The following is a 25,719-nucleotide window of genomic DNA, read 5'->3' on the forward strand; positions in this document are numbered from 1 at the left end:
GCCGGGACGCGTCCCCTCGTCCGGACAGTCTGCTCGTCCGGCCAGTCTGCTCGTCCGATGAATCCTCCGATGGAGACCTCAGCGTCCGGTCTGTCGGGGGCAAGAGTTTTCCACAACTTGGTCGTACGGGCCGCATGCGCGTCCGGACCGTCGCGGGTGTCCTGCTCGTCGTGCTCGTTCTGGGCTCGGTCTTCGGCTACAGCCTGGTCCGCGAGGAGTCGACCCGGACCCTGACCGCAGAGTGGGTGAGCACGCCGCCGTGGAGCCTCGAGTCGAACCACCACTCGCCCACCGGCGTGACCGTCGACGGGGAGACGTTCGTCGCTGTCCCGCTCAACAGCCGACAGGCCGAGCACTGTCGGTTGCGGGTCCTCGACGGCAACGGGTCCGAGCGCTGGCACGTTGACCTCCCGGAGTCAGAGTGCACCGTCCACTCGATCTCCGACCCGACGATCGCCGACTACGACCGGGACGGGCGCCGCGAGATCGTCGCGGCGACGAGTCTGAAGACCCTCGTCGCGTACGACCTCCGGACGGGCGAGAAGGAACTGGAGCACCGCCTCACGTCGCTGGGGTACTCCCAGCCCATCGTCACGAACGTCACCGGCGCGCCGGCGCCGGAGACGCTCGTCGCGGACCTGCTCGGTGGCGTGTTCGCGCTGGACGCGAACGGCACCGAGCTGTGGACCCGGAAGTTCCCCGACGCCCGGGTCCGTCAGCCCGCGGTCGCGGACTTCGACGCCGACGGCGCCCCGGAGCTGGTGATCGGCCAGATAAAAGGGAGGGTCGTCCTCCTCGAGAACGACGGGCGCACCGCGTGGCGGACCGACCTCAGCGACGTGACCTCGGTCAAGTGGATGACGACGGGGCAGGCCGACGGCGACGCCCCGCGGGAGATGGTCCTCACGACGTTCAGCGGGACCGTGATCGCGCTCGACGGGGCGAACGGCGCGGTCCAGTGGCGCCGCGACTTCGACGCGACGGGGGCGACGGTCCACTCGCTCGGCGACGGTGACGGCGACGGCCAGGCCGAAGTGTACGTCGCCGCGCGCGACGGCGTCGTCCGGAGTCTCGACGCCGGCAACGGGACCGTCGAGTGGACGACCACCCTCACCACGGAGGAATCGGTGGTCGGGCCGCCGCCCACGCTGGGCGACGTCGACGGCGACCCCGCGTCCGAACTCGTCGCGGTGAGCAACGCGGGCGTCGTCTCCATCGTCGACCCGGAGACTGGAGAGATGCAGTCGACGTACGAGCGGGAGGTGCCGATCAACACGTACCCCCGCCTGAAGAACCTCGACGCCGACCCGGAGGACGAGATCGTCGTCATCTACGACGACGGGAGCGTCGCCGTCCTGTCCGCCACCTGATCGACCGACTGGCGATCGGCTCCGAGAGGGTGGCTTCTATCCGTTCTCGGGGACCGAGAGCGCCACGACCCGACCGTCGCCGTACATGACGAGCGCCTCCGGACGACCGTCGGCGTCGACGTCCGCGAGGACCGGGTACGTGAAGATGGGCACGTCCCGTTCGTGGCGCGCCAGGACGTCGCCGTCGGTCGGGTCGACGACCGCGACGGTCCCGTCGTTCGCGACCGCGACGAGCTCCGGCGAGCCGTCGCCGTCGAGGTCGCCGAGCGACGGCGGGGGCGTCATCTGGACGTCGGCGGTCGTCAGCGCGGTCGTCCACTCGACGGTCCCGCTGGCGGCGTCGACGCTCCGGAGCTTCCCGTCGCGGGCCACCGCGTACACCTCGGGCGCGCCGTCGCCGTCCCCGTCGCCGAGGGCCCGGACCGCGGCGAGTCGGCCGAAGTCGTGCTCCCACTCGATGCGGCCCGACCGCCCGTCGAACGCCGTGACGCCGCCCGCGGCGGTCGCGGTGACGATCTCGCGCGCCGGGTCGCCGTCGGCCTGCCCCGTCGTCATCCACGAGATCGAGCCGCCGAGCGGGTCGGTCCGCCGCCAGGCGACCGTGCCGTTCGGCTCGAACACCGTGAGCTCGCCCTCCCCGCCGACGCCGACCGCCAGCTCCGGGGCGCCGTCGGCGTCGAAGTCCGCGACCGCCGGCTGGCCCCACGTGTACCGGTCGAGCCGCTTCGACCAGACGACCGACCCGTTCGGCCGGAGCACGTACACCGACCCGTGGACGTCGACCACGACGATCTCCTTCGCGCCGTCGCCGACGAGGTCGGTCACGACCGGCTTCGAGTAGCCGTAGGAGCGGAGGTCGCGCCGGAACTCGACCTCGCCGGTGGTCGGGTCGAGCGCGACGACCGCCCGCTCGGTCGTTGCGGCCAGCACCTCGACGGTGCCGTCGTCGTCGTAGTCGGCCAGCGTCGGGTCGGCCACGGAGTGTATCGTGCAGTCCGCCGGCGGCACGTCGTACTGCCACGCGGTCGACCCGTTCGAGCCGCGGAGCGCGTAGAGCGCACACTGGGTCGTGTTGGCCCGACCGCTCACCGGCGCGTACACCGTCCCCCGGCCGCCGGGCCGGCCCGCGGCGACCGCGTGGTGGTTCGAGGTCACCTCCCGGCCCGTCTCGCTCACCCACTCGGTCGTGAGGGTCAGGCTCTCCCCCCCGAAGACGCCGAGGCCGACAGCGGTCGCGCCGAGCAGGCCGACGAGGACCGCGAGCAGGACGGCGACCGTCCGTAGACGCATACCGTGGCTTGCGGCCACCCCGGATAAAGGGTACCGATGTGGCGGGCGGGATTCGACGCGCGTACCAGCAGCTACTTCCGCGCGACCGCCGGGTGCGTAGGTATGGAACGGACGCGACGCGTCGGGGGGTCGGTCGCGACGCTCGTCGCGCTCGCGGGGGTCGTCGTCGCGTCCACTGGCGTGGCCGCCGCCCACGACCTCGGGGGGACGCGGTTCGACGCGCCGATTCCGCTGCCCGCCCTCTTCGTCGGCGCGGGCGCGACGGTCGCCCTCACCGCGGCCTGGCTGGGACGCGGCGGCGAGCTCGCGCCGACCGGGACCCGGACGGTCGGTCGGCTCCCGGCCGGGACGGTGCGGTGGCTCCGGGCCGCCGGACGGGTCGGCTTCGCCGCCCTCGTCGCGTTCGCCGTCGTCCGGGGGCTCGCCGGGCGGCAGGTCGCGGCCGAGAACGCCGCGACGGTGTTCGTCTGGCCGCTCTGGCTGAAGGGGGTCGGACTGGTCGCGATGCTGGTCGGGAGCCCGTGGCGGGCGCTCTCGCCGTGGCGGGGCGTCCACGCGCTCCTGGAGGCGCTGGAGGGCGACCGGGTCAGGCTGGTGGAGTACCCGGCGGCGTGGGGCGTCTGGCCCGCCGTGGTCGGCTACGTCGCCGTCGCGGGCGTGGTCGAGAACCTCACCGTGATCCCGCGCTCGCCCCGGCTCACGGCGGGACTGGTCGCGCTCTACGCGGTCGCGATGGTGCTCGGCGGCGTCGCCTTCGGGCGGGCGTGGTTCCGCCGCGCCGACGCGTTCGAGGTGCTGTACCGGCAGTTCGGCCGGGTCGCGCCGGTCCGGGTCCGCGCCCGGGAGGACGGCTACGCCGTGGAGGCGCGGTACCCCTGGGAGGGGTGCGCGTCGTCGACCGCCGAACCGGGCCTGCTCGCCTTCGTCGTCGCGATGGTGTACACGGTGAGCTTCGACGGCTTCACCGCGACGCCGGAGTACCAGCGGCTCCTGTTCGCGGCCCGCGACGCGCTCGGCGCGGGCGCGGCGACCGGCGTGGTGCTGTACGTCGCCGGATTCGTCGTGTTCCTGCTCGGGCTCGTCGGCGCCGCGGCGGCCGTCGAGCGAATCGGGTCGACGCCGACGCCGGGCGGTCCGGACGCGACAGACGGCCGCGGCGGCCCCGGTGAAACTGCCGGTCGAACCGATGGCGCCGGGCCGGCCGACGCGGCCGGTGCGGGTGCGGCCGCCGATACGGACGGTGCGGCCGCCGATGCGAACCGCGGGGCTGCGGTCCCCGACCGCGACGGTGCGACCCGGCCGTCGGCGGTCGCGACCGCCAGGGCGTTCGCGCCCACCGTCGTCCCCATCGCGGTCGCCTACGAACTCGCGCACAACTTCCCCTACGTGGTCCGGAACCTGGCGCGGGCCGTCGAACTCGGGCTCCGCGCGGTCGGCTCCGACGCGACCGTCGACCTGCTGGGGTGGCTGTCGGTGTCGGCGTTCTGGGGGTCGCAGGTGCTGCTCGTCGTGGTCGGGCACGTCGTCGCGGTGATCGCGGCCCACCGGGTCGCGGTCGGCCGGTACGGGACGCCCGCCCGGGCCCGCCGGGCCCACCTCCCGCTGGTCGCGGTCATGGTGGGCTACACCGTGCTGTCGCTGTGGATCATCTCGCGGCCGGTCGTCGCGTGAGCACCGCGGGACGAGCCGCCCGGCAGGCGACCGTCACGTGAACACCGCGGGGCGAGCCGCCCGGCGGGCGACTCCCCTCCGCGCGCCGACCTGTCGGCTCGGTCCGGAGTAAGTATTTCGTGCCGAGTGCCGACTAGGTACACTCCATGTCCGTCCCCGTGAGACTCGCGCTCGGCGTCGCCCTGCTCACGCTGGGGTTGGTCGACTACTGCTTCCCGCGGGCGGTGCTGGAGCTCCAGTCCGACCTCCTGAACGTCCCGCCGGAACCGGAGGCGGCGCTGGCCCGCCACAAGCGCCGGGTCGGCCTCGTCTGCATCCTCGCGGGGCTGGTGGCGGTCTCGATCGCGATCGGGTGACGTCGTGACCCGCGGTCGGTCGGGGGTCGCGACCCGGCCGCCGGGGCGGTTACGGGTGCTTACTGCGCTACAGACCCTCTTTACCGCGGCGGACCGCGCCCCGACCGCGCCGCGAGTCGGTCGCACCACGTCCTCAGGCAACGCATAACAAAGCCGCTACGGACCGTGATTCCGCCCGCATGGCCCCCACCCGGACGCACCGACTCGACCACTTCCGCCCGACCGGAGAGCGATGGACCCCACGTGGGCGATAGCCGCGATCCCGCTCGTCGGCGTCGGCTACGTCTTCGCCCGACGGGCCCGACGGACCCGCGTCGTCTGCTGGACCCTGCTCGGCGCGTCGCTGTTCGCCCTCGCGACCCGCGACCTGTTCCGGTCGCGCGAGCAGGCCCGACCCGTGTCGCAGCCCGCCAGATCGCCGAACCGCGCGACCGACCGACCCCGGACCGACGGCGACGAGGCCCGCCGGACGCCGCTGTTCGCGCGGCTCCGCAGGCGGGTCGCCGGCTGGCTCAACTAAGCGTTAAGCCCCCCGGCCGCTTTTTCTCGCCCGTGACCGAGCAACGCTACCTCCCCGACGAGGACGACGTGACCGAGTTCGAGGCGACCGTCACCGAGGCGACCGACGACTACGTCGTGCTCGACGGGACGTACTTCTACCCGGAGGGCGGCGGCCAGCCCGCCGACCGCGGCGAGCTGTCGTGGGACGGCGGCCGGGCCCGAGTGACGAAGGTCCGGAAGAACCACGGCGACGTCCGCCACTACGTCGAGGACGTCGAGGGCGACCTCCCCGGGCCGGGCGACGCGGCGCGCGGGGACATCGACGACGAGCGCCGCGCGGCCCACCGCCGGATGCACACCGCCCAGCACGTCGTCTCGCGCGTGGTGCTCGACGAGTACGGCGCGACGACCGCGGGCAACCAGATCCACGCCGACCGGTCGCGGATCGACTTCGAGCCGGTCGACTTCGACGACGCGGACCTCGAGCGCATCGAGCGCCTCGCGAACGATGCCGTCGAGCGCGACCTCGCGGTGACGAAGGCCGAGCGCCCGCGCGCCGAGGTCGAGGAGCGCACCGACGAGGGCCGGGCGCTGCTCGACCGCATCCCCGACCACGTCGACCCGCTCCGGGTGGTCGAGATCGAGGGGTTCGACTACTGCCCCTGCGGTGGCACCCACGTCGACAGCCTGGGCGAGCTGGGCCGGATCGAGATCACCGGCCGGGAGTCGAAGGGCGAGGCGACCGAGCGAGTGGAGTTCGAGCTGCGCGCGCCGTAGCGGAGTCGGACCGCGCGCCGTAGTGGGATCAGACCGCGCACCGTAGGGGAGTTGGACCGCGCGCCGTAGGGGGTCAGACCGAGCGCGGCGTGGCGGGGTCGGTCTGCGTGCCGCGGCGGGGCTGACCGCGCGCCGTGGCGGGAGTGCGAGCAGTCCGCCCCGAGGGGCATCGACAGTCGCGCGACCGCGTCCCGGCGACGTATCGCGGAAAGGAGACGACCCCGCGGCGACGACCGTCCGACGGACGGCGGTCGAACCCCGACCGACGCCCGGGAAATCGCGACGTTCGGCACGAGTTCTCTCGTCGTAAGCCTAAAGAGTCAATCATTCGTTTATACGAGTAACAATGAAGACGGACAGCTGCGAACTGAGGTGGTTCCGTGGGCGTCGAGATTAAGGAGTCGCCCGTCTCCGAGGCCGAGTTCGAGGAGATGAAGGACTTCGTGTACGAATACCTCGCGGCGAGCGTCGAGAACGAGGACGGCGGCGGCCGGATGCGGTGGTACCCCTGGCACTCCGCGGAGTACCGGTTCAACCACATCCTCAACGTGGTCGACCTCGCGGGCACCATCGCCGAGAAGGAGGGCGCGAACGTCGACGTGGCGCGGGTCGCGGCGCTGTTCCACGACATCGCCAAGCTCGACGCCGACCAGGACGTCCACGCCGAGGAGGGCGCGCGCGTCGCCCGGAAGTACCTCGAGACCCACGGCGACTTCCCCGAGTCGTTCATCGAGGAGGTGTGCAAGGCGGTCGAGAACCACTCCTACCAGGGCGACCTGACCGACCTGCCCAAGGAGACCCGGTGTCTCATCGAGGCCGACCTGCTCGACAAGGTGGGCGCCAACGGCACCGCGCTGATGCTGCTCCGGATGGGCTACGAGGCCCGGACCCACATGGACGCCGCCGAGATGGTCGACCGGGTGATGGAGCGGGGCAAGGACGCCGCCAAGCGCGTCGAGAGCGACACCGCCGAGGGCATCGCCCACGAGCGGCTCAAGCGGGTCAAGTGGTTCCGGGAGTGGCTGGAGAGCGAGGTCCCCGAGATGGACTGCGAGACGTCGGCCGACCGCCGGACCCAGCGGCGACCCTGAGCGACGGACGGTCCGCCGAGCGCGGGTCGGCCCGGACGAACGGGCCGGTCACCCGCGGGTGAACCCGTTCTGGAAACTGCGCGATCGACGCGAGGCTCCGTCGCCGAGCTGCGCCGCCGGCCTACACCACCATCCCCGCGGCCTTCGAGAGGAAGGAGAGGCCCGCGAGCGCGAGCACGAGGGCGCTGAGGTAGGCGACCGCCGGCGCGAACGCGTCGACCCGCCGGCCGACCGACACCAGCGCCGCCGGGAACCCGGTTATCCAGAGCCCGATGCCGCCGAAGAACCCCACCACGATGACCGGGCTCCCGGTCGAGACGGTCAGGCCGCCCAGCGCGTCGATCGCGAACGTCCCGGGGTCGAGCAGGCCGACGCCGGCCGTGAGCCACCAGAGGATCTGGTAGGGGTTGGTCAGCGCCAGCGCGAACGCCTTCCGGAAGCCCTTGCTGTCCTCGTGGCCGCCGCCGGCGCCGTCCGCGGCGGTCGGGTCGGTCGCGGCGTCGGCGCCGAACGCCTCGCTGGCGTCGCTGGCCGCGCCGTAGGCGAAGTACAGCATCAGTAGTCCGCCGACCGCGAACAGCGCGCCCCGGAGCGCCGGGGCGTCCCGGACGACCGCGACCACCCCGAGCAGCGCGAGCGCGAAGAAGCAGGCGTCGGCCGACATCGCGCCGAGGCCGGCCCGGAACCCCGACCCCCAGCCCCGGAGCACGCTCTCCTCGGCGATGACGGCGTTCATCGGCCCCGGCGGGGCCGCCAGCGACAGGCCCAGCGCGACGCCCGCCAGCGCCGAGACGACTGCGTCGAGCATCGCTCCGTGGTAGGAACCCCGCGGGAGAAAAGTCTATCGCGTCGACAGTATCAGCGATCGGCAGGCGGTACCGGACCGGTCGGGTCCCCTCCGGCCCGCGAGCGCCGCGCGACCGGTCACGGTCTGGCGCCCTCGACGTCGGCCCCGACGCGGTCGTTCGCACCGCCGGCGTCGTCGCCGTCGCGGTCCGCGTCGGCGTCGCCGCGGTCGGTTCCCCCGTCCCGGTCGGCGTCGCCGCCGTCACCGCGGGCGTCGTCGCCCTCGTCTCCGTTCGCGTCCTCGACGGGGCGGACCCGGATGGAGCGGGCGACGTTCTCGGGGAGGCTCTGCTCGGCGCCGTCACCGCCGTCGAGCCGGACGGTCACCATCCCGAACGGCGCCACGTCGACGACGCGGAGCTCGGTCCCGGGCGCGACGCCGGCGTCCGCGAGGTAGCGCAGCTCCTCCTCGTCGCGGTCGCTGACCCGCGCGACCACCAGCCGGTCGCCGGCCTCGCGCTCGGAGAGCGGGGTGGTGTCGTCGGCCTCCGGCGGGGTGAGGTCGGCGCCCGGGATCGGGTCGCCGTGGGGGTCGACCTCGGGGTCGCCCAGCGCCTCGGCGACCCGCTGCTCGAACTCCTCGCTGATGTGGTGCTCGAGGGTGTCGGCCTCCTCGTGGACCTCGCTCCACGCGTAGTCGAGGTGCTCGGTCAGGTACGACTCGAGCAGCCGGTGGTGGCGCACCACCTCCAGCGCCACCGTCTCGCCCTCCGCGGTGAGCTCGACCCCCTTGTACTTCTCGCGCTCGACCAGCCCCCGGTCCTCGAGCTTCTCGATCATGCTCGTGACCGTCGGCGACGTCACGTCGAGGTAGTCGGCGATGGCCGAGGTGGCGACCGGCCCGCCGTCCTCGTTCTGGAGGGCGTAGATCGCTTTCAGGTAGTCTTCCATCACGTCGCTCAGCATTCGTTGTCCGGATTTAGCGGCGTCTAAAACTTATATTTGTCCCGTCCCAGGTCGGCGCGCACCGCCGGGGAGCCGGGGCGCACCGACCGGCGCCCCTCGTCCCGCGGAACTACGGCGAACCGTCCCGGCGCCACGCCCGACCTGTGCCGAGTTTAGACGGCGTATAACTAACCGACGACGCGGGGTATCTCGGGGCATGTCGCGCATCGAGACGAGCATCGGGTGTCCGAACTGCGACGGCCGGATCGCCGCGGTCGCCACCGACGGCGGCGAGGCCGACCCGCGGTTCAGCGACGCCGACCGGCTCACCGGGACGACGGTCGACTGCGGCGATTGCGGCACCGAGTTCGAAGTGTACTACTACTGACCGCCGTCCGTTTCTCGCGGTCCGGTCGGGCTTACGGCCGAGTAGACCCCGCGTATCGACCGGTAGACCGCCTGTATCCTGCGGGTAGACGGCGTATAGTAATGGCCGGGTCCGGCGTAGCGCCGGACAGGATGTCAGAGACCGAGTCGAGCGAACGTGTCACCGCTCACTTCCACGACGGCCGCCTCGAACTCCGGTCGAAGGAATCGCCCGACGCCTGGATCATCACGGAGAATCCGGTCAGCGTCGAACAGTAGAACCGAGATTCCCGGAACGGGCCGGGGCCGCCCACCGCCCGGTCGAATCGAGCGACGCGACCGGAATCGGAAACCGCGACGCTCCGGTGTTCTCCAACGGCTCGGTCAGACGCCCTTGCTCATCAGGTGGCTGCGGAGCACGTCGTCGTCCTTGTTGCCCGCGCCGGTGTTGAGCAGCACGACCGTGTCGTCCTCGTCGAACTCGCCGCGCCGGGCGAGCTCCCACGCCCCGCTGGCGGCCGCCGCGCAGGTCGCGCCCATCTCCAGGCCCTCGTGCTGGGCGACCGTGATCGCGCTGTCGAGGATGTCCTCGTCGCTGGTGGCGACCGCGCCGCCGTCGCTCTCGCGGAGCGCGTCCAGAATGAGCGGGCTCGCGCCGGGGTCGGGGATCTCGATGCCGCCGCAGATGGTGTCGGGGGTCTCCCAGACCTCGTGGACGTCCTTGCCCTCCTCGAACGCCTCCACGACCGGGGCGCAGCCAGCCGACTGGGCCGCGTACATCGCCGGGATGTCGTCGGTCAGGCCGAGGTCGCGCAGCTCCTTCGCGGCCTTGTGCATTCCCACGAGGCCGACGCCGCCGCCGGTCGGGTACACCACGGCGTCGGGCACCTCCCAGTCGTTCTGCTCGACGACCTCGTACAGCATCGTCTTCTTGCCCTCGTGGCGGTACGGCGTCACGAACGTCTTGACCGAGTACCAGTCGTCGTGCTCGGCCATCGCGTCCTGGTAGGCCGCGCCGGCGTCGCCGATGCGCCCCTCGACGACGGTGAGGTCGCCGCCGTGGACGTTGACCATCGCCTTGTTGGTGAACCCGGCCCGCGAGGGCAGGAAGACGTGGGAGTCGAGGCCCGCCCGGGCGGCGTAGGCCGCGGCCGACTGACCGGCGTTGCCCGCCGAGTTGAGCGCCACGTCGGTCGCGCCGTGCTGGACCGCCGCCGTCACCGCGGCGGTCTGGCCCCGGTCCTTGAACGTCCCGGTCGGGTTGCGGCCCTCGTCCTTGAACAGCACCCGGCCGACCCCGAGCTCGTCGGCGAGCGTCGGGCACTCCACCAGCTGGGTCGCGCCCTCGTCCATCGTCACGGCCGCCTCGCGCGGGAACGGCAGCAGCTCCTCGTAGCGCCACATCGACTCGAACCGCCGGGACTCGAGGTCCTCGCGGGTCAGGTCGATGTCGTCGTAGTCGTAGTCGGGGTCCAGGATGCCGCCGCAGTCGGGACAGCGGTGGGTCGCCGCCTCGGCGTCGAACGTCTCGCCGCAGTCGACACACGTCAGGCCGACGAACGCGTCGGTGGTCTCCATGCGCGGCCGTTCGGAGTCGAGCGACAAATCCCTGCCCCTTCGTCGGCGGCGTCCCCCGACGGCGGCCGCCCTCGCCGCGGGAGGCTCGCCAGCACCGGAGTGGCTCCTGCGGCAGGAGTGGGTATTTAGGGGCCGCGAGCGGAGTGGCCCGTATGAGCGAGGCCGACGGACTCAACCCGGCCGAGGCGTTCGGGCTGGTCGCCGACGAGACCCGGATGACCGTCCTCCGGGCGCTCGCGGAGGCCCCCTACGAGGAGTACGAGGGCGTCCTCAGCTTCTCGGAGCTCCGCGACCGGGCGGGGATCCGCGACAGCGGCAAGTTCAACTACCACCTCCAGCAGCTGGTCGGCCGATTCGTCCGGGAGCGCGACGGCGGCTACTCGCTGACGTACCCCGGCGACCTGCTGTACCGGACGGTCGTCTCCGGGTTCTTCACGGACGAGACGGACGCCGGCGACGTCGAGCCCGAGAGCGGCTGTCTCGACTGCGGCTCGGCGCTCGACGTCCGCTACGAGGACGCGCGACTCCGGATCGCGTGTCCCGACTGCGACCGGGAGTTCCAGGACGTCCCGTTCCCGCCGACCGCGGTCGAGAACTGGGGCGACGACGAGCTGCTGCGGGCGTTCGACCAGTGGAGCCGCCACAACATCATGCTGTTCAACCGGGGCGTCTGCAAGTGGTGCGCGGGCCCGATGCCGGGCGAGTTCCGGCGGGTGGACAGCGACACGCTCACCGGCGAGGACGAGTCGGCGGTGTTCGTCGCCCGCAGCTGCGAGAACTGCCGCGGGTTCATGTTCACCACGCCCGGCGAGAACGTCCTCTACCACCCCGCCGTCGTGTCGTTCTTCCACGCCAGGGGCGTCGACGTGACCGACCGCCCGCTCTGGGAACTGGCGTTCGTCTCCGCCACCGACCCGGTCACCGTGCGCTCGGAGGACCCGTGGCGGGTCGAGGTGACGGTCGCGTGCGACGGCGACGAACTCCGCGTCGTGCTGGACGAGGACGTCGCCGTGACCGCCGTCGAAGGCGACGCGGTCGTGAACTGACGCACCTCGACCGGCGCGGCGGAGCGGTCGGTCTCACCGACCCTCGAACGACACCGCGTCACGACCGGAACGGCGTCGCCGCCTCGGCGCCGCAGTACGGGCAGACCACTCTCGTCTCCGGGCGATCGCCGGCGACCTCCCGGGAGTCACCGGACGGCGACTCCCGCCGCTCCGCGTCGGCGAGCGCGACCCGCATCTCGCTCCCGCAGTCCGGACACCCCTCGGGCGCGTTCCGGGCGTCGCAGTCCGGACAGACGAGCCGGACATCCCCGGCTCCGCCCGCTTCCGGCCGGAGGTAGCCGTGGCCGCACTCCGGGCAGGCCAGCGGGATTCGCACGTCCTCGCTGTCCCGCGGTGCGCCGAGCGCGAGGGCCACCAGCTCCGCCTCCCCGGCGTTCCGGCCCGACTGGTACTCGCCGGGCGCGAACCGGATCGCCTCGCCCGCGGCGACGGCGACCTCGCCGGCCTCCCACTCGGTGGCCCCGGGGTCGCCGCCCGCCTCGCCCCGCGGAACCAGGGTCTCGAAGGTCGCCTCGCCGTCGAGGACTACGAACACCTCCTCCTGGTCGCCGTGGGCGTGGAGGCCGCTGGGGAACCCCTCGCCGGGCGGGACGCGGTAGCGGTTGACCGCGAGGTGCTCCGCGTCGAGCGCGTCGGTCAGTCCGCGTCGGTCGACGCCGTCGCCGAACGCGGCCGACTCCACAGCGTCGATAGCGGTCCGCTCCATGCGGTGGCGTTCGGGCAGCGGGGCTAAATCGGTTGTGTGACGGGGACGAATCGGTCCGGTGACGGGCCGAGGACGGGCCCGGGGTCGCCGGCCAGCGATCCGTGGTCGTCACTCGCCGCGGGTCGCGCGGGACTCGGTCGTCGCCCGGGCGGCCTGCTCACCACTCCTCGCGCGGCGGGAGCTCCTCGCCGCAGCGCCGACAGTACCGCATCGGGGCGTCGGACGCCCGCTGGTCGCTGTCGACGGTGGCCTTCCGCCCGCAGTTCTGGCACTCTATCTTGGTCATCTGTCGGACTCCGGGTCGCGGCGGGTGGCCGGCGACCGGCTGGAGAACGCGAACCTACGCGGCCGGGTGTGTTAAACCTACGCATGGCAGCGGTCGTCCCACGGTCGGGCGGCCGTGCACCGCCCCGCGTCGGACCGTCCGGCGTCCGACCGCCCCGCGTCCGACTGACCCCGTCCGGACTCGACCCGGGCGACGCCGGTGCCGCAACCGTCTTCCCCGCACGCGCCCTGGGTCCGACGGATGGCGCTGCTCGGGACCGACCGGCGGGTGCTGACCCTCGCGTTCGCCCGGATGATCGACTCGGTCGGCAACTCCTTTCTCATCGTGGTGCTGCCGCAGTTCCTCGACGAGGTGATCCTGGACGTGCCCGGCGGCGGGGGCGAACTGCTCGGGGTCGCGGTCGCACAGTCGGTGCTCATCGGGGTCGCGCTCTCGCTGTTCGGCTTCCTCAACAGCTTCGGCCAGCCGTTCGCCGGGCGGCTCTCGGACCGGACCGGGCGGCGCCGGGCGTTCATCCTGGCCGGGCTCGCGCTGCTCGGGGTCGCCAGCGGCGCCTACGTCTTCGCCGACAGCTACGCCGCGATCCTCGCGCTCCGGATGCTCCAGGGGGTCGGCGCGGCGCTGGCCATCCCCGCGACGGTCGCGCTGGTCAACGAGCTCGCGACCGACGCGACCCGCGGGAACAACTTCGGGGTGTTCAACACCTTCCGGCTGATCGGGTTCGGCTTCGGCCCGCTCATCGCTGGGTTCCTACTCGAGTTCGGCCCCTACGCGACGCCGGCCGGCACGATCTCGGGGTTCGCCGCGGCGTTCGGCGTCGCGGCGCTGGGGGCGGCGGTCAGCTTCGCGCTCGTGGCCGCGTTCGTCGAGGACCCCGAGCGGACCGCCGCGAGCGCGGGCGACGACCTCGCGGTGTCGGTTACCGACCCCGACGACGCGGGGCTCGACCCGGTGTTCACCCTCGGGGTCGCGACGCTGTTCATGGCCATCGGCATCGGGCTGTTCGCGACGCTCGAACCCCAGCTCTCCGACCGGCTCTCGCAGGGGTCGGTGCTGTTCAGCGTCGAGTTCGCGGCGGTGGTCATCGCCAACGTCGTCTTCCAGGTGCCCATCGGGCGGGCCAGCGACAGGTACGGGCGCCGACCCTTCCTGGTCGCGGGGTTCGCCGTGCTCGTCCCGGCGCTGCTCGCCCAGGGGTACGTCACCACCCCGGCCGCGATGGTCGTCGCCCGGTTCGTCCAGGGCATCGCAGTGGCGCTGGTGTTCGCCCCCGCGCTGGCGCTGGCCGGCGACCTTGCGACGGAGGGCCAGTCCGGGACGAAGCTCTCGGTCCTGACGATGGCGTTCGGGCTCGGGACCGCCATCGGTCCCCTCGCGTCCGGGTTCCTCGTCACGTTCGGCTTCGTCTGGCCGTTCGCGTTCGGGGCGGCGCTGGCGGCCCTGGGGCTGGCGCTGGTGTACACGCAGGTCGAGGAGACGGTCTCCGAGACCGAGAGCCTGGTCTCGCCGACCCCGCAGGATTAGGGCCTACTCCCAGTCGGGCTCGCGGTCCTCCAGGAACGCTGCCATCCCCTCGCGCTGGTCGTGGGTGCCGAACAGCCCGCTCCAGAGCCGGCGCTCGTAGCGCAGGCCCGCCTCCTGGCTCATCTCGTGGGACTGGTTGAGCGCCTCCTTGGCGGCCGCCAGCGCGTAGGTCGGCTTGGCCGCGAGGTCGGCCGCCAGCTCGTGGACGTGGTCGTCGAGCTGGTCGGCCGCGACGATCTCGCCGACGAGGCCGTGCTCGCGGGCGTCCTGGGCGTCGATGCGCTCGCCGAAGAAGATGAGCCGGCGCGCCATCTCGTCGCCGACGAGCCGGGGGAGGCGCTGGCTGCCGCCCCACCCGGGGATGATGCCGAGGTCGATCTCGGTCTGGCCGATGACCGCGTCCTCGCTGGCGACTCGGAGGTCGCAGGCCAGCGCGAGCTCGCACCCGCCGCCGAAGGCGTAGCCGTTGACCGCCGCGACGACCGGCGCGGGGAACCGCTCCAGCCTGTCGGCGATCCGGTGGCCGAGCTCGGCGTACGCCTGGGCCTCGGGCGTCGAGAGGTCCCGCATGTAGCTGATGTCCGCGCCGGCGACGAAGGCGTCGTCGCCCGCGCCGGTGAGGACGACCGCGCCCGGCCGCTCGTCCTCGACCTCGTCGAGCGCCTCGTCGAGCGCCTCGAGCGTGTCGACGTTGAGCGCGTTCAGTCGGTCGGGGCGGTCGACGGTGATCGTCGCCACGTCGTCCTCGTAGTCGAGCGCGATGGTGTCCCAGTCGGACATACCCCTCCCGACGGCGCCGCGCGGAATAATCCTTCCGAGGGTCCGACAGGTGGTTGATACGTTCTGCGGGCCTGGAGAACTGGGTCTAAGTGACTCGGCGCGCGCTGGCGTTTTGACGAGCGGAGCGAGGGCAGGCTCGTGGGAGATTCGCTCCCCGGCGGCTCCTCGTGAGCCGCCATCTCCGTGCGAGGGACGAGGACCGCGACTAAGTGAGGACCGCAGGAGGCTAGGGAGGCGTGAGGCCGTCGCGGTGCGGTGGCGGTTGCGGGACACAGGTGACGGCAGTAGCTAGCTATCCCCGGTCTCCCGGATCACCGGTCGTTGTTCTCCCGGAACGCCGAACGGCTGTCCCACCGGTCGCGGACCCGTTGGAATCCCGGGACCAAACCCCCGTCGCCCGACCGCCCGCAAGCGTCCGACCTTCCGGAAAGCGGAAATATCCCCCCGCCGTAGCGCCGGCCGATGACTCTCTCGGAGGAGGCCCAGGAGCGACTCGCCGACCTCGTCGAGCTGCAGCCGACCAAGAACGCCGAACTCCAGGAGCGATGGGGTCTCGAGAGCGGGAGCGAGGTCCACCAGTACCTCGAGAGCGAACTCAAGGACTACTACTACCGCGACGACAACAGCCTCATCCGCGCCACGAGCGAGGCCGCCGACCTCGTCGACGTCGAACCGGGCGTGGTCGACGACGAGGAGGAGGGCGCGCCCTCGGCCATCCGGGTGCCGGAGCTCCAGCGGCAGGTGTTCTCGGTCGTCGCCGGCCCCGACGAGGAGTCCGAGAGCGTGGTGTCGGTGCTCCAGAAGCTCCGCGCGGAGTACGACGTCGACCCCGAGGCCGAGGACGTCCGGTCGGCGCTCCAGGCGCTCCGCCGGAAGGGGGTCGTGGAGGTCGTCTACCGGACCGTCCCGACGTTCAAGCTGGCGGTCGAGCGCGACGAGGTCGAGGTGTCGGTCTCGGAGTGACCGCGCCGGTCGCGGACCCCGCCTGGATCGACCTCGCGTCGGAGTTTCTGTGCTACTCGAATGCGAACAGCGTCCCGTTCGCGGTGGCGACGTACAGCGTCCGGCCCGCCAGCGCGAGGTGGTACGCCGGGCTGGCCAGGTTCCGGCGCCACCGCGTCTCCCCGGTCGCGGCGTCGAGCGCGACCACCGCGCTCCGGTCGCCGGCCCCGTCGTGGAGCGGGACGTAGAGCCGGTCGCCGTCCGAGACGGGCGAGATGGCCCAGCTCCCGAGGTCGCCGAACCGGCGGGTCCACCAGACGGACCCGTCGTCGGCGTTGCGGGCCGCGATTCGGGCGTCCGACCGGCCCCTGACGTACTCGCCTTTGTCGACGGTCTCGACCGTTGCGCCCCACTTGCAGTAGACGGTCCCGTCGACGACCACCGGGGAGGTCGCGACCGTACCGCCGGGCTTCGCCCAGCGCCGCGACCCGTCGGGGGCGAGCGCGGCGAGTTTCCCCCGGTCCTCGTCGTGCTCGGGGTACCACTCCTCGGTCTCGGGGACGAAGACGCGACCGTCGTCGCCGACCGCCGGCGCCGGACGCGCCATCTCGTCGGGCTCGTAGCGCCACCGGACCCGCGGCGGGTCGCCCAGCGGGACCGCGTGGAACGCCTGGCGCCGGTCCCGGGCGAACAGCCCGTACCACCCCGTCGGCGCGTAGAGCGCGTCGTCGGTCACCGCCGGGTGGGCGGCCGGACGCGCCCCGGCGTCGGTCCGCCACCGCCGGGTCCCCGACGCCGCGCCGAGGGCGGCGAGAGCGGTGTACCCCGGCACGTAGACCGTCTCGCCGGCCACCAGCGGCGGCTGGGCGACGTCGAAGTCGGAGTCGATGCGCCGTCGCCACCGCCGCTCGCCGGTCGGTGCGACCGCCGCGACACCCGGTCCGTCCGGGTATCGAGTCGAGACGTAGAGGGTCCCGTCGGCGAACCCGGCGCCGTGGAACGTCTCGTCGGCCGCGCCGCCGACCGACCAGCGCTCGGTCCCGTCGCGGACCCGGAGCGCCGACAGCGAGGGGCCGCCGACGAAGACGGTGTCGCCGACGACGGCCGGCGTCGGGAGGTTCAGGTAGCCGTCGAACCGCTGGCCCGCGCCGAACCGCCGGGCTCGCCAGCGGACGTCGGGGTCGCTCTCGGGGCCGGACGCGCGGCGGTTCGCGCCGGTGTTGCGCGCGTCGTGGTGGACCAGGGGCCAGTCGGGGCTGTCGGCCTGCGTCGAGACGGTGTCGGGGCCGCGCTTGCGCGTCACCACGCCGAGCGTCCCGGCCGCGCCGACGCCCGCCGCGGCCAGCAGGTGGCGCCTGGAGACGGAAGGCGGATCCATGGCAGGTGTCACTCAGCGACAACGAATAGTTCTCACGGTCGGGCGGTGACCGACCGCGGCCGGTCCGTCGACCGGCGCGGGAACATCAGTCCGGCCGATTGCGCTCCCGCCGGTCCGTCAGGAGCTTCCGGACCCCCTTGCCCGGCCCGCCCTCGATGGGCCACCCCTTCGTGCGCCACTGGGGCGGCTCCGGCGAGAACTCCGGGCACGACCCCGAGCACTCCGAGCTGGTCTGGTGGCGCTCCTTGGCGGCGCAGTACGGCAGCAGGGTCCGGCCGTCGCGCCGAAGCTGGAAGTGCCGGCAGTCCGGGCGCATCGTCTCGGCGAACGCCCGCCACCCCTTCTCGTAGGCCCGCTCGGCGATCTCCAGGCGCTTGTGGGCCTTCCACTCGGGGTCTGCGTACTCGAACCGGGACGCCGAACTGCCGTACTCGGTCACCTCGCCGCGTTCGAGGATGCGGGTGCCCGGCGCCTCGACGTCGAGGCTGCGGGGGTACCACTCGACGCCGGCGGTGCCCGAACCGGGATCGAAGGTGAGGATGCCGGCCTCCACCGGGAGCCTCTCCAGCAGCGCGGGCTCGACCCGCTCGCCGGTCGCGCGGGTGGCGACCCACACCTCGTCGGCCAGCGCGAGCGCCACGTCGTACTCCAGCTGCGCGGCGAGGTCCCGGGCCGCGCTGGCGTCGAGGTCGGGCTTGTTCTCGACCGCGACGACGCGGCGCACCCAGTCGGGGTAGGCCCACTTCCGGCGGATCTGGATGCGGTTGTTCCGCCGCCGGACGTCGAGGATGCCGCGGTCGTCGGCGCGGTGGATGGACTCCCGGACGTACCGCCACGGGTAGCCGGGGTCCGGGAGCGCGTCGCGGTACCACTCCCAGTCGGCCGGCGCGTGCGGGACGACGTCGAGCAGGTCCGAGTCGAGCCGGCGCGAACCGAAGTTCGCCCGCTGTCGGAGCCCCTCGGGGTCGACCTCCACGACGAGCGTGTCCCATCGCCGGCGCTTCGTGCCGAGCTGGCGCGCGACGATAGCGGGGCAGTCGCTCCGTTCTGCGTCCGCGTCGGCGCCGGTGCCGCCCCCGTTCCCGGCGCTCTCGGTCTCGCCGGGCGGCCACTCGCGCTCGGCCCACCGGCAGGTCCGCAGCTCGAAGACGAACTCCGGGTCGGCGCCCGCGGTCGGCGCGCCGTCGTCGGCGTCGCTCACGCTCGGGGCCAGGTGCGGGGCCGGCCTAAGTGGTTCGGTCGACCGGCGACGGTTCGGCGAGAACAGTCAGGCGTCGGCGTCCAGACAGCGCAGTCGCTCGGCGGGGCCGACGCCGGTCGACGTTCGACCGGGATCAGTTGCGGTCCGGCGCAGTCCGATCGCCGCGGATGCCCCGCGGCGACTCTCAGACGTCGCCGTTCTCCTCCTTCTCGTTGAGGAACTCGTGGGCGTCCTCGAGGATCTCGCGCGGCCCGTCCTGCGTGATGGTGTTGATGGCCTGCTCGTAGTCGCGCCACTGGTGGTCGCGGTGCTCGTGGGAGAGCTCGGCGCTGGCCTCGTAGGACTTGGCGACGAACAGGTGGACCGTCTTGTGGATGGTGTTGCCGTTGGCCTCGAAGACGTAGTCGTAGTCGTCGCGGAACCCGTCGAGCAGCCGGAAGTCCTTGATCCCGGCCTCTTCTTTCACTTCTCGTATGGCCGTCTGCTGTAGCTCTTCGTCCCCCTCCACCCCGCCCTTGGGGAACTCCCAGTCGCCCGGACGGGACTTGAGGAGGAGGTATTCGCGGCGGCCGCGGGTATCCCTGTAGAGGATCGCACCCGCGGACGTGGCTTCAACCGTCATTTACTGGAGTATATACGGCGGTGCGTTAAGAGAATGTCGGAGAACGAACGCCCGGAAATCCGTGAAAACGGGTCGCGCGTTTCCGCCAGCCGACGGCGGAACGCCGGACGCGACTCGCCGGAACGCCGGACGCGACTCGGCGGAACACGGTGCCGGTCCGGTGCCGGCCGACCGCGCGAAGAGCAGACGATTTACGTACTTCGACGCAAAACAGATGCCACACCGAACCCCCAGCCATGACCTTCGTAACCAGAATCCGGCTCCAGAGCGGCAACCACCCCGCGCTGGAGACCGTCGTGGACGAGATCCGCTCGACCGCCGAGCGGAAGGGCGCGGAGCTGCGGGGTCCGCACTCCGCCCCGCCAGAACAGCTCACCGTACCGCAGTACAAATCGACGACCGGCGACGAGAGCCGGCAGTTCCGGTCGTGGGACTACACCGTCTACACCCGCCAGCTCGAGATCGTCGGCCACAACGCGCTGGCCCGCCGGGTCGCCGAGTTCGACTTCCCCGAGGGCGTCCACGTCGAGGTCGAACTCGAACAGATCGAGCAGATGGCCTGACCGCGGTCTCCTCCCTCTCTGCGGCGCTCACTCGTTGACCAGCAGCAGCTTCCCGCGGAACTCGCCCGACTCGCCGAGCCGGTGGGCGTCGGCCGCCTCGTCGAAGCCGAACCGCTCGTCGACGCGGGGCTCGACGGCGCCGTCGTCGACGAGCGTCGCTATCGTGTCGAGCTCCTCGCCGATGCGCTCCCGGTACTCGCCGAGCAGCACGGGCAGGATGACGAGCACGACCCCCAGCTCCAGCGAGTTGGCGTGCATCGCCGAGAGGTCCTGGGTCGAGCTCGACTCGGTCGTCACGACGGCGCCGAACGGCCGGACCGCCTCGAAGGCCGTCCGGAGGTGGTCGTCGCCGACCGGGTCGAACACCAGGTCGAACCCCTCGCCGCCGGCGTGCTCGTCGACGTAGGTCTCGACGTCGGTCGCCGTGTAGTCGACGGTCGCGTCGGCGCCCAGCTCGGCGGCGAACTCCCGCTTCGCCTCGGTCGAGCCCGTCGCGGTCACGGCCGCGCCGAACCAGTCGGCCAGCTGGACGCCGACGTGGCCGACGCCGCCGCTCGCGCCGTAGACCAGCACGTCGTCGCCGACCTCGACCGTCGCCTTGTCCGCGAGCATCTCCCAGGCGGTGAGCGCGACCACCGGGAGCGCGGCGGCGTCCTCGAGCGGGATCGACTCCGGCGCGCCGGCGAACGTCCCCGCGTGGCCGACGACGTAGTCGGCGAGCGCGCCCTGCCGGCCCGCGCCGCCGGGCATCCCGTACACCTGGTCGCCCTCCTCGAACCGGTCGACGTTCTCGCCGACCGCGTCGACGACGCCGGCGACGTCGCAGTGGAGCCGCGCCGGCAGTTCGGGGGCGAAGTCGGGGAGGTCGCCCCGCCGGATCTTGTAGTCGACGGGGTTGAGGCTGGTCGCGGCGACCGAGACCCGGATCTCGTCGGGCCCGGGCTCCGGGACCTCGACGGTCGTCTCGGTGAAGGCGTCCGGGCCGCCGAACTCCTCGATCACGTACGCGGTCATCTCGGAGGACATCTCGGGTCGCCGTAGGGCCGCCCGAGGGGAATACGCGGCGCTTCCGGCGAGCCGCGCCCCGACCGCGGGGCCGGGCGGTCGACTGCCGAGCGACGGCGGTCAGAACGACGACTCGCCGACCGTCTCCAGGTACCGGGCCGTCCCGCGGTGGGCGGCCTCGTCGAACTCCTCGACCCGGAGCCTGACCCGGGTGTCGAGCGCGTCCGCAGGGGCGTCTTCGATCCGCAGCACGGTGTCGCCCACGCGGGCGACCGGCACGTCGCCGTCGTAGCCCGTCACGAACGCCGAGATCTCCGCGCCCGGTTCGAAGGCGGGTCTGTTCGTCCGGAACCAGAGGCCGGCCAGGTACTTCTCGCGGAGGCTCATACCCGGGCCACCTCCTCGGACTCGCGGTCGGTGGTGTACTCCAGCCCGAAGCCGGTCAGCGCCGAGAAGACGAAGACGCCGAACAGCAGCCAGCCGTGGAAGACGAAGGGGAACACCTCGGCTGGGTTGACCAGCAGCTCGCGGGTGAACCAGTCGAACTCCTCGGCGCCGACCAGGCCCCGCATCTCCGTGTAGCCGACGAGCACGCCGCCCGCCCACGGGAAGATGTAGCCCAGGGCGGAGGTGTTGGCGTCGAGGATGTTCGCCCGGCGGTAGCCGTTGATGTTGAACCGCTCGCCGATGCGGGCGACGTACGGCGCGATGGCGATCTCGGCCGCGGTGTTGATGGTGATCATCGCGTTGACCGACGCCGTGCCCAGGACCATCGTGGTCTCGGCCCGGCGGACGCTGGTGGCCACCCGCGACAGCAGCCAGTCCTGGATGGCCGCGAAGCCGCCGCCCCGGATCATGATGCGGGCGCCGGCCACGATGAGCAGCGTCAGGACGATCAGCGGGAAGAACCCGGCCGCGCCGTCGTAGAAGGCGCCCGAGACCGCGATCCGGTCGGACGTCGCCGGCACGGTCGTGACGATCGGCAGCACCGAGAGCCGCTGCGCGAGTTCGACGTTCGCCGGCGCCTGGAACAGCAGCATCTCCGACAGCGACGCGAGGCCGAACAGGAGGTTGGCGGCGACCGCGACCACCAGCCCCCACGAGATGGCCTCCACGATGTGGCGGCCGGCCACGGCGGTGACGATGACGACCCCGATGGACGCCAGGTGGACCAGTCCCAGCGCCTCGGCCTGGCCGGCCAGCACGTCGGCGCTGCCCGCGATCTCGGCGCCCTCCATCACCGACCCGGCGACCAGGTAGCCCGCGAACGCCGGAACGGCCGCGAGCAGGGCGTACTTGAACCGCGAGGCGACCACGCCGCCGATGTCGGCGTCCTGGGTCACCGCGCTCACGATGGTGGTGTCCGAGACCGGCGCGAGGTTGTCGCCGAACACCGCGCCGGAGAGGATGGCCCCGAACAGCAGCGTCGGGTTCGCGCCCAGCAGCACGCCCGCCGGGAAGAACAGCCCGGTGAACGCGATGACGGTGCCGTAGCCCGTGCCGATGCCGGTCGCCAGCAGCGCGGCCAGCACGAACGTGATCGCCGGGAACAGCGCCGGGCCGACCGACAGCGCGTCGGCGGCCCAGACCAGGCCGCCGACGAACCCGCCGACCTGGATCGTCTCGGCGAACATGCCCGCCCAGAGCCACGCCACGATGGCCGTGGCGGCCACGCGCTGGGTCATCCCCTCGAAGATGGTGTTGGCGTACGTCTTCCAGTCGCCCTTCGCGAAGAACATCCCGACGACCAGCGACAGCAGCATGCCGACGACCAGCCCCGTCGTGTCGCTGACCCGCAGGACGCCGCTCTGGAAGATGGCCCACAGGATGAACAGCCCGATGGGGATCGCGCTGGCCGCGGGCCCGCCGTGGAACGCGATGCGGTCCCCGGTCCGCGCCCGCCTGGCGTCGGCCAGTTCCTCGGCGACCGATTCCTCCGCCGTCTCGTCTCCGGTGTCCGCCATGTCTGTGTCTCGGTCAAGCCTTCCGAGCGGAGCCACATGAACGCACGCAATTCCGGCCACGCGCCTTGCCGGGCCTCAAGCGCTTAAGGCGGTGGCACGCCTCGGGTCCCACATGAGCCACCAGGCCGAACGCGACCGACTGGTCGAGATCCGACGAGACCTCCACCGCCACCCCGAGCCCGCGTGGCGGGAGTTCTACACCACCGCCCGCATCGTCGGGGAGCTCGAACGCATCGGCGTCGACGACCTGTACGTCGGGCCGGACGCCGTCGCCGAGGACGAGCGCATGGCGGTCCCCGACGACGACGAGCTCGAGGAGTGGTACGAGCAGGCCCGCGAGGCGGGCGCCGACGAGGACGTCCTCGGACGGCTCGACGGCGGCTACACCGGCGCGGTCGCGGTGCTCGACCGCGGCGAGGGGCCGACCGTCGGCCTCCGGGTCGACATCGACGGCCTCCTCCGCGAGGAGTCGACCGACGACGACCACGCGCCGGTCGCCGAGGGGTTCCGCTCCGAGCACGACGGCGCGATGCACGCCTGCGGCCACGACGCCCACGCCACTATCGGCCTCGGCGTGATCGAGGCGGTCAAGGACAGCGACTTCGAGGGCACCCTCAAGGTGTTCTTCCAGCCCGGCGAGGAGATGATCGCCGGCGGGAAGTCGATGGCCGAGAGCGACCACCTCGCCGACGTCGACTACCTGCTTGCGGCCCACGTCGGCCTCGACCACCCGACCGGCGAGGTCGTCGCGGGGATGGACGGCTTCCTGGCGGTGAGCCACTTCCGGGCGGAGTTCTCGGGCGAACCGGCCCACGCGGGCGGCGAACCGAACGCCGGCGAGAACGCGGTCCAGGCGATGGCGACCGCGGTCCAGAACCTCTACGCCATCCCGCGCCACGAGGACGGCGCCACCCGGGTCAACGCCGGGCGGGTCGGCGGCGGCACCGCGACCAACATCATCCCGGAGGAGGCGTACATCGAGGGCGAGGTCCGGGGCGAGACCACCGAGCTCAAGAACTACATGGTCGAGCGCGCCGAGCGCACCATCGAGTCGGCCGCCGAGATGCACGGCTGCGACGTCGAGCTCACGACCAACGGCGAGGCGCCCAGCGCCGAGAGCGACGACGAACTCGTCGGCCTGGTCGGCGACGCGGCGGGCGAGACCGACGGCGTCGACAGCGTGGTCGAGCGCGACGAGCTCGGCGGCAGCGAGGACGCGACCTACCTGATGCGGGCGGTCCAGCGGAACGGCGGCAAGGCCGCCTACGTCGGCGTCGGCACCGACCACCCCGGCGGCCACCACACCGCGACGTTCGACGTCGACGAGGACACGATCCCGATCGGCGTCGACGTCCTCGCCGGGGCGATCCGCCGAATCGCCGACGAACGACCCTGAACAGGTCCCGAGCGCGGCGAGGCGCTCGGATCGCTCCGTCGACGGAGGCCGTCGATTTTGATAAACGAACAACCTATTCAAATGGATGCGGTGATTTTTTGTATGTAGCTGCGTCAACCTCTGGTATCATCGACCGAACGGAGGAAGACGACAAATGAGCGAGAACGCCGCCGAGAACCTCGACGAGACGCCACAGTTCACCGACCGCACCGCCGCCGACCGCGACCAGCCGCTCAGCGCGGCGGTCATCGACGCCGTCGCCGACGCCGCCGACGTCGACCCGGCCGAGCTCGGGACGCCGCTCTACGACAAGATCGACCCCGACGCGCTCGACAGCCTCTTCGCCGACCGACACGACGGCGCGCCGCGGGGCAGCGGCCACGTCGTGTTCGACCTCCTCGGCTACGAAGTGACCGTCTACAGCGACGGCTACGTCGTCGTCCGCGACTGATACCGCCGGTTCGCCGGCGGTGCGTCCGTCGCCCGTCGGTCTGATTCGCCGGCCTCGGCGCGCGAACGGGGAGTTCCGAAAGCTCTAATCCCGAGGGATTCGAATCCGGCCGTATGGCCGACGACAACGAGGAAGAGGAAGAGCCAGCCGTCGAACTCGGCGAGGGCGACCCCGTCGAGGGCGCGCCGCTCGCTCGCGTGGCCTCTCGACTCCACTGGCCGGTACAGAAGAGCGAGATACTCCGGAAGGAGGGCGAGGAGACGACCGTCCGGACGCCCGACGGCCCGCGCGACCTGGGCGACCTGCTGGCCGCAGTCGACGAGACGTACTTCGAGAGCCGCCAGGAGTTCCTCGGACTGGTCCGCGCGGCGGCCGGCACCGGACCGATCCCGACGGCCGACGAGTAGCGTGTCCGTCGCTCGGGCGGTCCGCCGGGGCGTCGCCCGGCTGAGCTGGGTCCAGCGCGCGCTGCTCGCCGGCGCGGTCCTGACCGTGGCGTGGATGGCGTGGGACGTCGGGGGCCTGCACGAGCGACTCGTCCGCGACACCGTCGTCTACATCCTCGCGCCGCTCGCGCTGGCGGTCCGGCACGGGCGCACCCTCGGCTACCGGGTCGACCGGACCGCGCTCCGGAACACCGTCCTGCTGTCGCTGTTCGTCCTCCCGTTCTACGTCGTGGGGTCGTCGCTACCGACGATCCGGACCTACTACCCGATGTGGGAGACCAGCGCCGCGCTCGGGGAGTTTCTCCCCCACGCGCTCATGCAGTTCGTCATCGCGCTGGCGGCCGAGACGTACTACCGGGGGCTGCTCTGCGTCGGCGTCCGGGAGATCGGATTCAAGAGCGTGTTCATCAGCCCCGTGGTGTACGCGTTCCACCACATGTACAAGCCCCCCATCGAGCTCATGCTGTCGGGGCCGACCGACGTGCTGTTCGGCGCGGTCGACTACAAGAGCAACTCCATCCTCCCGTCGGTGGTCGCCCACGGTCTCGGCCTGGGGCTGCTGGACTGGCTGGTGCTCCACCCGCCGATCTTCCCGCCCGAGCAGGTCGTCCGGTGGCTGCGGTGGCTGCCGGTGCCGCTCTGAGACCGGCCCGCGGA

The 25,719-nt window shown here is 72.2% G+C and carries 28 protein-coding genes and 1 pseudogene; 16 read left to right on the forward strand and 13 right to left on the reverse strand.

Translation table 11 applies throughout. The features are described 5' to 3' along the window. Positions 1-134: 134 nt before the first annotated feature. A complete protein-coding gene (locus ACQUQF_RS13645) occupies positions 135-1,370 on the forward strand; it encodes a PQQ-binding-like beta-propeller repeat protein (RefSeq protein WP_435179649.1) in 1,236 nt (411 codons plus the stop codon). 36 nt (positions 1,371-1,406) lie between these two features. Here the strand turns inward: ACQUQF_RS13645 and ACQUQF_RS13650 are convergent, their stop codons facing one another. Further along, entirely contained in the window at positions 1,407-2,660 is a 1,254-nt protein-coding gene (locus ACQUQF_RS13650) for an FG-GAP-like repeat-containing protein (protein WP_435179650.1), read from the reverse strand. Positions 2,661-2,762: 102 nt separating this feature from the next. Here ACQUQF_RS13650 and ACQUQF_RS13655 point away from each other — a divergent pair, with 102 nt between their 5' ends. From ACQUQF_RS13655 to ACQUQF_RS13675, 5 genes are all read left to right on the forward strand, one after another. Then, positions 2,763-4,331, forward strand: coding sequence for a hypothetical protein (locus tag ACQUQF_RS13655; RefSeq protein ID WP_435179651.1), 1,569 nt, complete (start codon positions 2,763-2,765; stop codon positions 4,329-4,331). A 146-nt stretch (positions 4,332-4,477) separates the two neighbouring features. Further along, the gene (locus ACQUQF_RS13660; RefSeq protein WP_435179652.1) at positions 4,478-4,687 is read left to right on the forward strand and encodes a hypothetical protein; all 210 of its coding nucleotides are present in this window, start codon (positions 4,478-4,480) and stop codon (positions 4,685-4,687) included. A 232-nt stretch (positions 4,688-4,919) separates the two neighbouring features. Continuing rightward, positions 4,920-5,207, forward strand: coding sequence for a hypothetical protein (locus ACQUQF_RS13665; RefSeq protein WP_435179653.1), 288 nt, complete (start codon positions 4,920-4,922; stop codon positions 5,205-5,207). A 32-nt stretch (positions 5,208-5,239) separates the two neighbouring features. Next, positions 5,240-5,965, forward strand: a complete 726-nt coding sequence (locus tag ACQUQF_RS13670) for an alanyl-tRNA editing protein (RefSeq protein WP_435179654.1) — start codon at positions 5,240-5,242, stop codon at positions 5,963-5,965. A 380-nt stretch (positions 5,966-6,345) separates the two neighbouring features. Then, positions 6,346-7,056, forward strand: coding sequence for an HD domain-containing protein (locus ACQUQF_RS13675; RefSeq protein WP_435179655.1), 711 nt, complete (start codon positions 6,346-6,348; stop codon positions 7,054-7,056). A 121-nt stretch (positions 7,057-7,177) separates the two neighbouring features. On the opposite strand, the gene ACQUQF_RS13680 is transcribed toward ACQUQF_RS13675, so the two are convergent. Together ACQUQF_RS13680 and ACQUQF_RS13685 are read right to left on the reverse strand one after the other, a co-directional pair. Then, on the reverse strand, positions 7,178-7,864 hold the full coding sequence (locus ACQUQF_RS13680; RefSeq protein ID WP_435179656.1) for a LysE family translocator: 687 nt from the start codon (positions 7,862-7,864) through the stop codon (positions 7,178-7,180). Positions 7,865-8,121: 257 nt separating this feature from the next. After that, positions 8,122-8,808, reverse strand: a pseudogene (locus tag ACQUQF_RS13685) (metal-dependent transcriptional regulator); the annotation flags it as partial. A 196-nt stretch (positions 8,809-9,004) separates the two neighbouring features. Between ACQUQF_RS13685 and ACQUQF_RS13690 the strand changes: the two are divergent. Both ACQUQF_RS13690 and ACQUQF_RS13695 read left to right on the forward strand, forming a co-directional pair. Further along, the gene (locus tag ACQUQF_RS13690; RefSeq protein ID WP_435179657.1) at positions 9,005-9,175 is read left to right on the forward strand and encodes a hypothetical protein; all 171 of its coding nucleotides are present in this window, start codon (positions 9,005-9,007) and stop codon (positions 9,173-9,175) included. Positions 9,176-9,306: 131 nt separating this feature from the next. Then, positions 9,307-9,432, forward strand: coding sequence for a hypothetical protein (locus ACQUQF_RS13695; protein ID WP_435179658.1), 126 nt, complete (start codon positions 9,307-9,309; stop codon positions 9,430-9,432). Positions 9,433-9,537: 105 nt separating this feature from the next. Here ACQUQF_RS13695 and ACQUQF_RS13700 read toward each other — a convergent pair whose 3' ends face one another. After that, positions 9,538-10,731: a threonine synthase gene (locus ACQUQF_RS13700; RefSeq protein ID WP_435179659.1), complete on the reverse strand. Its 1,194-nt coding sequence runs from the start codon at positions 10,729-10,731 to the stop codon at positions 9,538-9,540. 152 nt (positions 10,732-10,883) lie between these two features. On the opposite strand from ACQUQF_RS13700, the gene ACQUQF_RS13705 reads away from it, so the two are divergent. Next, a complete protein-coding gene (locus ACQUQF_RS13705) occupies positions 10,884-11,777 on the forward strand; it encodes a winged helix-turn-helix domain-containing protein (RefSeq protein WP_435179660.1) in 894 nt (297 codons plus the stop codon). A 58-nt stretch (positions 11,778-11,835) separates the two neighbouring features. On the opposite strand, the gene ACQUQF_RS13710 is transcribed toward ACQUQF_RS13705, so the two are convergent. Both ACQUQF_RS13710 and ACQUQF_RS13715 read right to left on the reverse strand, forming a co-directional pair. Continuing rightward, positions 11,836-12,504 (reverse strand): cupin domain-containing protein, encoded by a 669-nt coding sequence (locus ACQUQF_RS13710; RefSeq protein ID WP_435179661.1) that lies wholly within the window; start codon positions 12,502-12,504, stop codon positions 11,836-11,838. A gap of 157 nt (positions 12,505-12,661) precedes the next feature. Further along, complete coding sequence (locus ACQUQF_RS13715; RefSeq protein ID WP_255457444.1) at positions 12,662-12,790, reverse strand: hypothetical protein; 129 nt, start codon at positions 12,788-12,790, stop codon at positions 12,662-12,664. A 240-nt stretch (positions 12,791-13,030) separates the two neighbouring features. Here ACQUQF_RS13715 and ACQUQF_RS13720 point away from each other — a divergent pair, with 240 nt between their 5' ends. Beyond that, entirely contained in the window at positions 13,031-14,314 is a 1,284-nt protein-coding gene (locus tag ACQUQF_RS13720; RefSeq protein ID WP_435179662.1) for an MFS transporter, read from the forward strand. Positions 14,315-14,317: 3 nt separating this feature from the next. Here ACQUQF_RS13720 and ACQUQF_RS13725 read toward each other — a convergent pair whose 3' ends face one another. After that, positions 14,318-15,094: an enoyl-CoA hydratase/isomerase family protein gene (locus ACQUQF_RS13725; RefSeq protein WP_435179663.1), complete on the reverse strand. Its 777-nt coding sequence runs from the start codon at positions 15,092-15,094 to the stop codon at positions 14,318-14,320. Positions 15,095-15,556: 462 nt separating this feature from the next. On the opposite strand from ACQUQF_RS13725, the gene ACQUQF_RS13730 reads away from it, so the two are divergent. Continuing rightward, a complete protein-coding gene (locus ACQUQF_RS13730) occupies positions 15,557-16,057 on the forward strand; it encodes a DUF5797 family protein (RefSeq protein ID WP_435179664.1) in 501 nt (166 codons plus the stop codon). 52 nt (positions 16,058-16,109) lie between these two features. Here ACQUQF_RS13730 and ACQUQF_RS13735 read toward each other — a convergent pair whose 3' ends face one another. The 3 genes from ACQUQF_RS13735 to ACQUQF_RS13745 all read right to left on the reverse strand — a co-directional run bounded on the left by ACQUQF_RS13735 (position 16,110) and on the right by ACQUQF_RS13745 (position 19,237). Further along, a complete protein-coding gene (locus tag ACQUQF_RS13735; RefSeq protein ID WP_435179665.1) occupies positions 16,110-17,414 on the reverse strand; it encodes a PQQ-binding-like beta-propeller repeat protein in 1,305 nt (434 codons plus the stop codon). Between the two features lie 85 nt (positions 17,415-17,499). Further along, positions 17,500-18,615 (reverse strand): DUF5787 family protein, encoded by a 1,116-nt coding sequence (locus ACQUQF_RS13740; RefSeq protein ID WP_435179666.1) that lies wholly within the window; start codon positions 18,613-18,615, stop codon positions 17,500-17,502. A gap of 184 nt (positions 18,616-18,799) precedes the next feature. Next, positions 18,800-19,237, reverse strand: a complete 438-nt coding sequence (locus ACQUQF_RS13745; protein WP_276281045.1) for a bis(5'-nucleosyl)-tetraphosphatase — start codon at positions 19,235-19,237, stop codon at positions 18,800-18,802. A gap of 236 nt (positions 19,238-19,473) precedes the next feature. Between ACQUQF_RS13745 and ACQUQF_RS13750 the strand changes: the two genes are divergently transcribed. Further along, positions 19,474-19,800 (forward strand): 30S ribosomal protein S10, encoded by a 327-nt coding sequence (locus ACQUQF_RS13750; protein WP_435179667.1) that lies wholly within the window; start codon positions 19,474-19,476, stop codon positions 19,798-19,800. A 27-nt stretch (positions 19,801-19,827) separates the two neighbouring features. Here the strand turns inward: ACQUQF_RS13750 and ACQUQF_RS13755 are convergent, their stop codons facing one another. From ACQUQF_RS13755 to ACQUQF_RS13765, 3 genes are all read right to left on the reverse strand, one after another. Then, the gene (locus tag ACQUQF_RS13755; RefSeq protein WP_435179668.1) at positions 19,828-20,826 is read right to left on the reverse strand and encodes a zinc-binding dehydrogenase; all 999 of its coding nucleotides are present in this window, start codon (positions 20,824-20,826) and stop codon (positions 19,828-19,830) included. Between the two features lie 99 nt (positions 20,827-20,925). After that, positions 20,926-21,192, reverse strand: coding sequence for a DUF7513 family protein (locus ACQUQF_RS13760; RefSeq protein WP_435179669.1), 267 nt, complete (start codon positions 21,190-21,192; stop codon positions 20,926-20,928). Then, positions 21,189-22,769, reverse strand: coding sequence for a Na+/H+ antiporter NhaC family protein (locus ACQUQF_RS13765; RefSeq protein WP_435179670.1), 1,581 nt, complete (start codon positions 22,767-22,769; stop codon positions 21,189-21,191). The genes ACQUQF_RS13760 and ACQUQF_RS13765 overlap by 4 nt, the downstream gene beginning before the upstream one ends. 112 nt (positions 22,770-22,881) lie before the next feature. Here ACQUQF_RS13765 and ACQUQF_RS13770 point away from each other — a divergent pair, with 112 nt between their 5' ends. The 4 genes from ACQUQF_RS13770 to ACQUQF_RS13785 all read left to right on the forward strand — a co-directional run bounded on the left by ACQUQF_RS13770 (position 22,882) and on the right by ACQUQF_RS13785 (position 25,705). Further along, positions 22,882-24,165 (forward strand): amidohydrolase, encoded by a 1,284-nt coding sequence (locus ACQUQF_RS13770; RefSeq protein WP_435179671.1) that lies wholly within the window; start codon positions 22,882-22,884, stop codon positions 24,163-24,165. Between the two features lie 154 nt (positions 24,166-24,319). Beyond that, positions 24,320-24,616, forward strand: a complete 297-nt coding sequence (locus ACQUQF_RS13775) for a HalOD1 output domain-containing protein (protein ID WP_435179672.1) — start codon at positions 24,320-24,322, stop codon at positions 24,614-24,616. Between the two features lie 113 nt (positions 24,617-24,729). Further along, complete coding sequence (locus tag ACQUQF_RS13780) at positions 24,730-25,023, forward strand: DUF5789 family protein (RefSeq protein WP_435179673.1); 294 nt, start codon at positions 24,730-24,732, stop codon at positions 25,021-25,023. A gap of 1 nt (position 25,024) precedes the next feature. Further along, positions 25,025-25,705, forward strand: a complete 681-nt coding sequence (locus tag ACQUQF_RS13785) for a CPBP family intramembrane glutamic endopeptidase (protein ID WP_435179674.1) — start codon at positions 25,025-25,027, stop codon at positions 25,703-25,705. Positions 25,706-25,719 lie beyond the last annotated feature (14 nt).

Source organism: Halorussus sp. AFM4 (assembly GCF_051194995.1).
Lineage (GTDB): Archaea > Halobacteriota > Halobacteria > Halobacteriales > Haladaptataceae > Halorussus.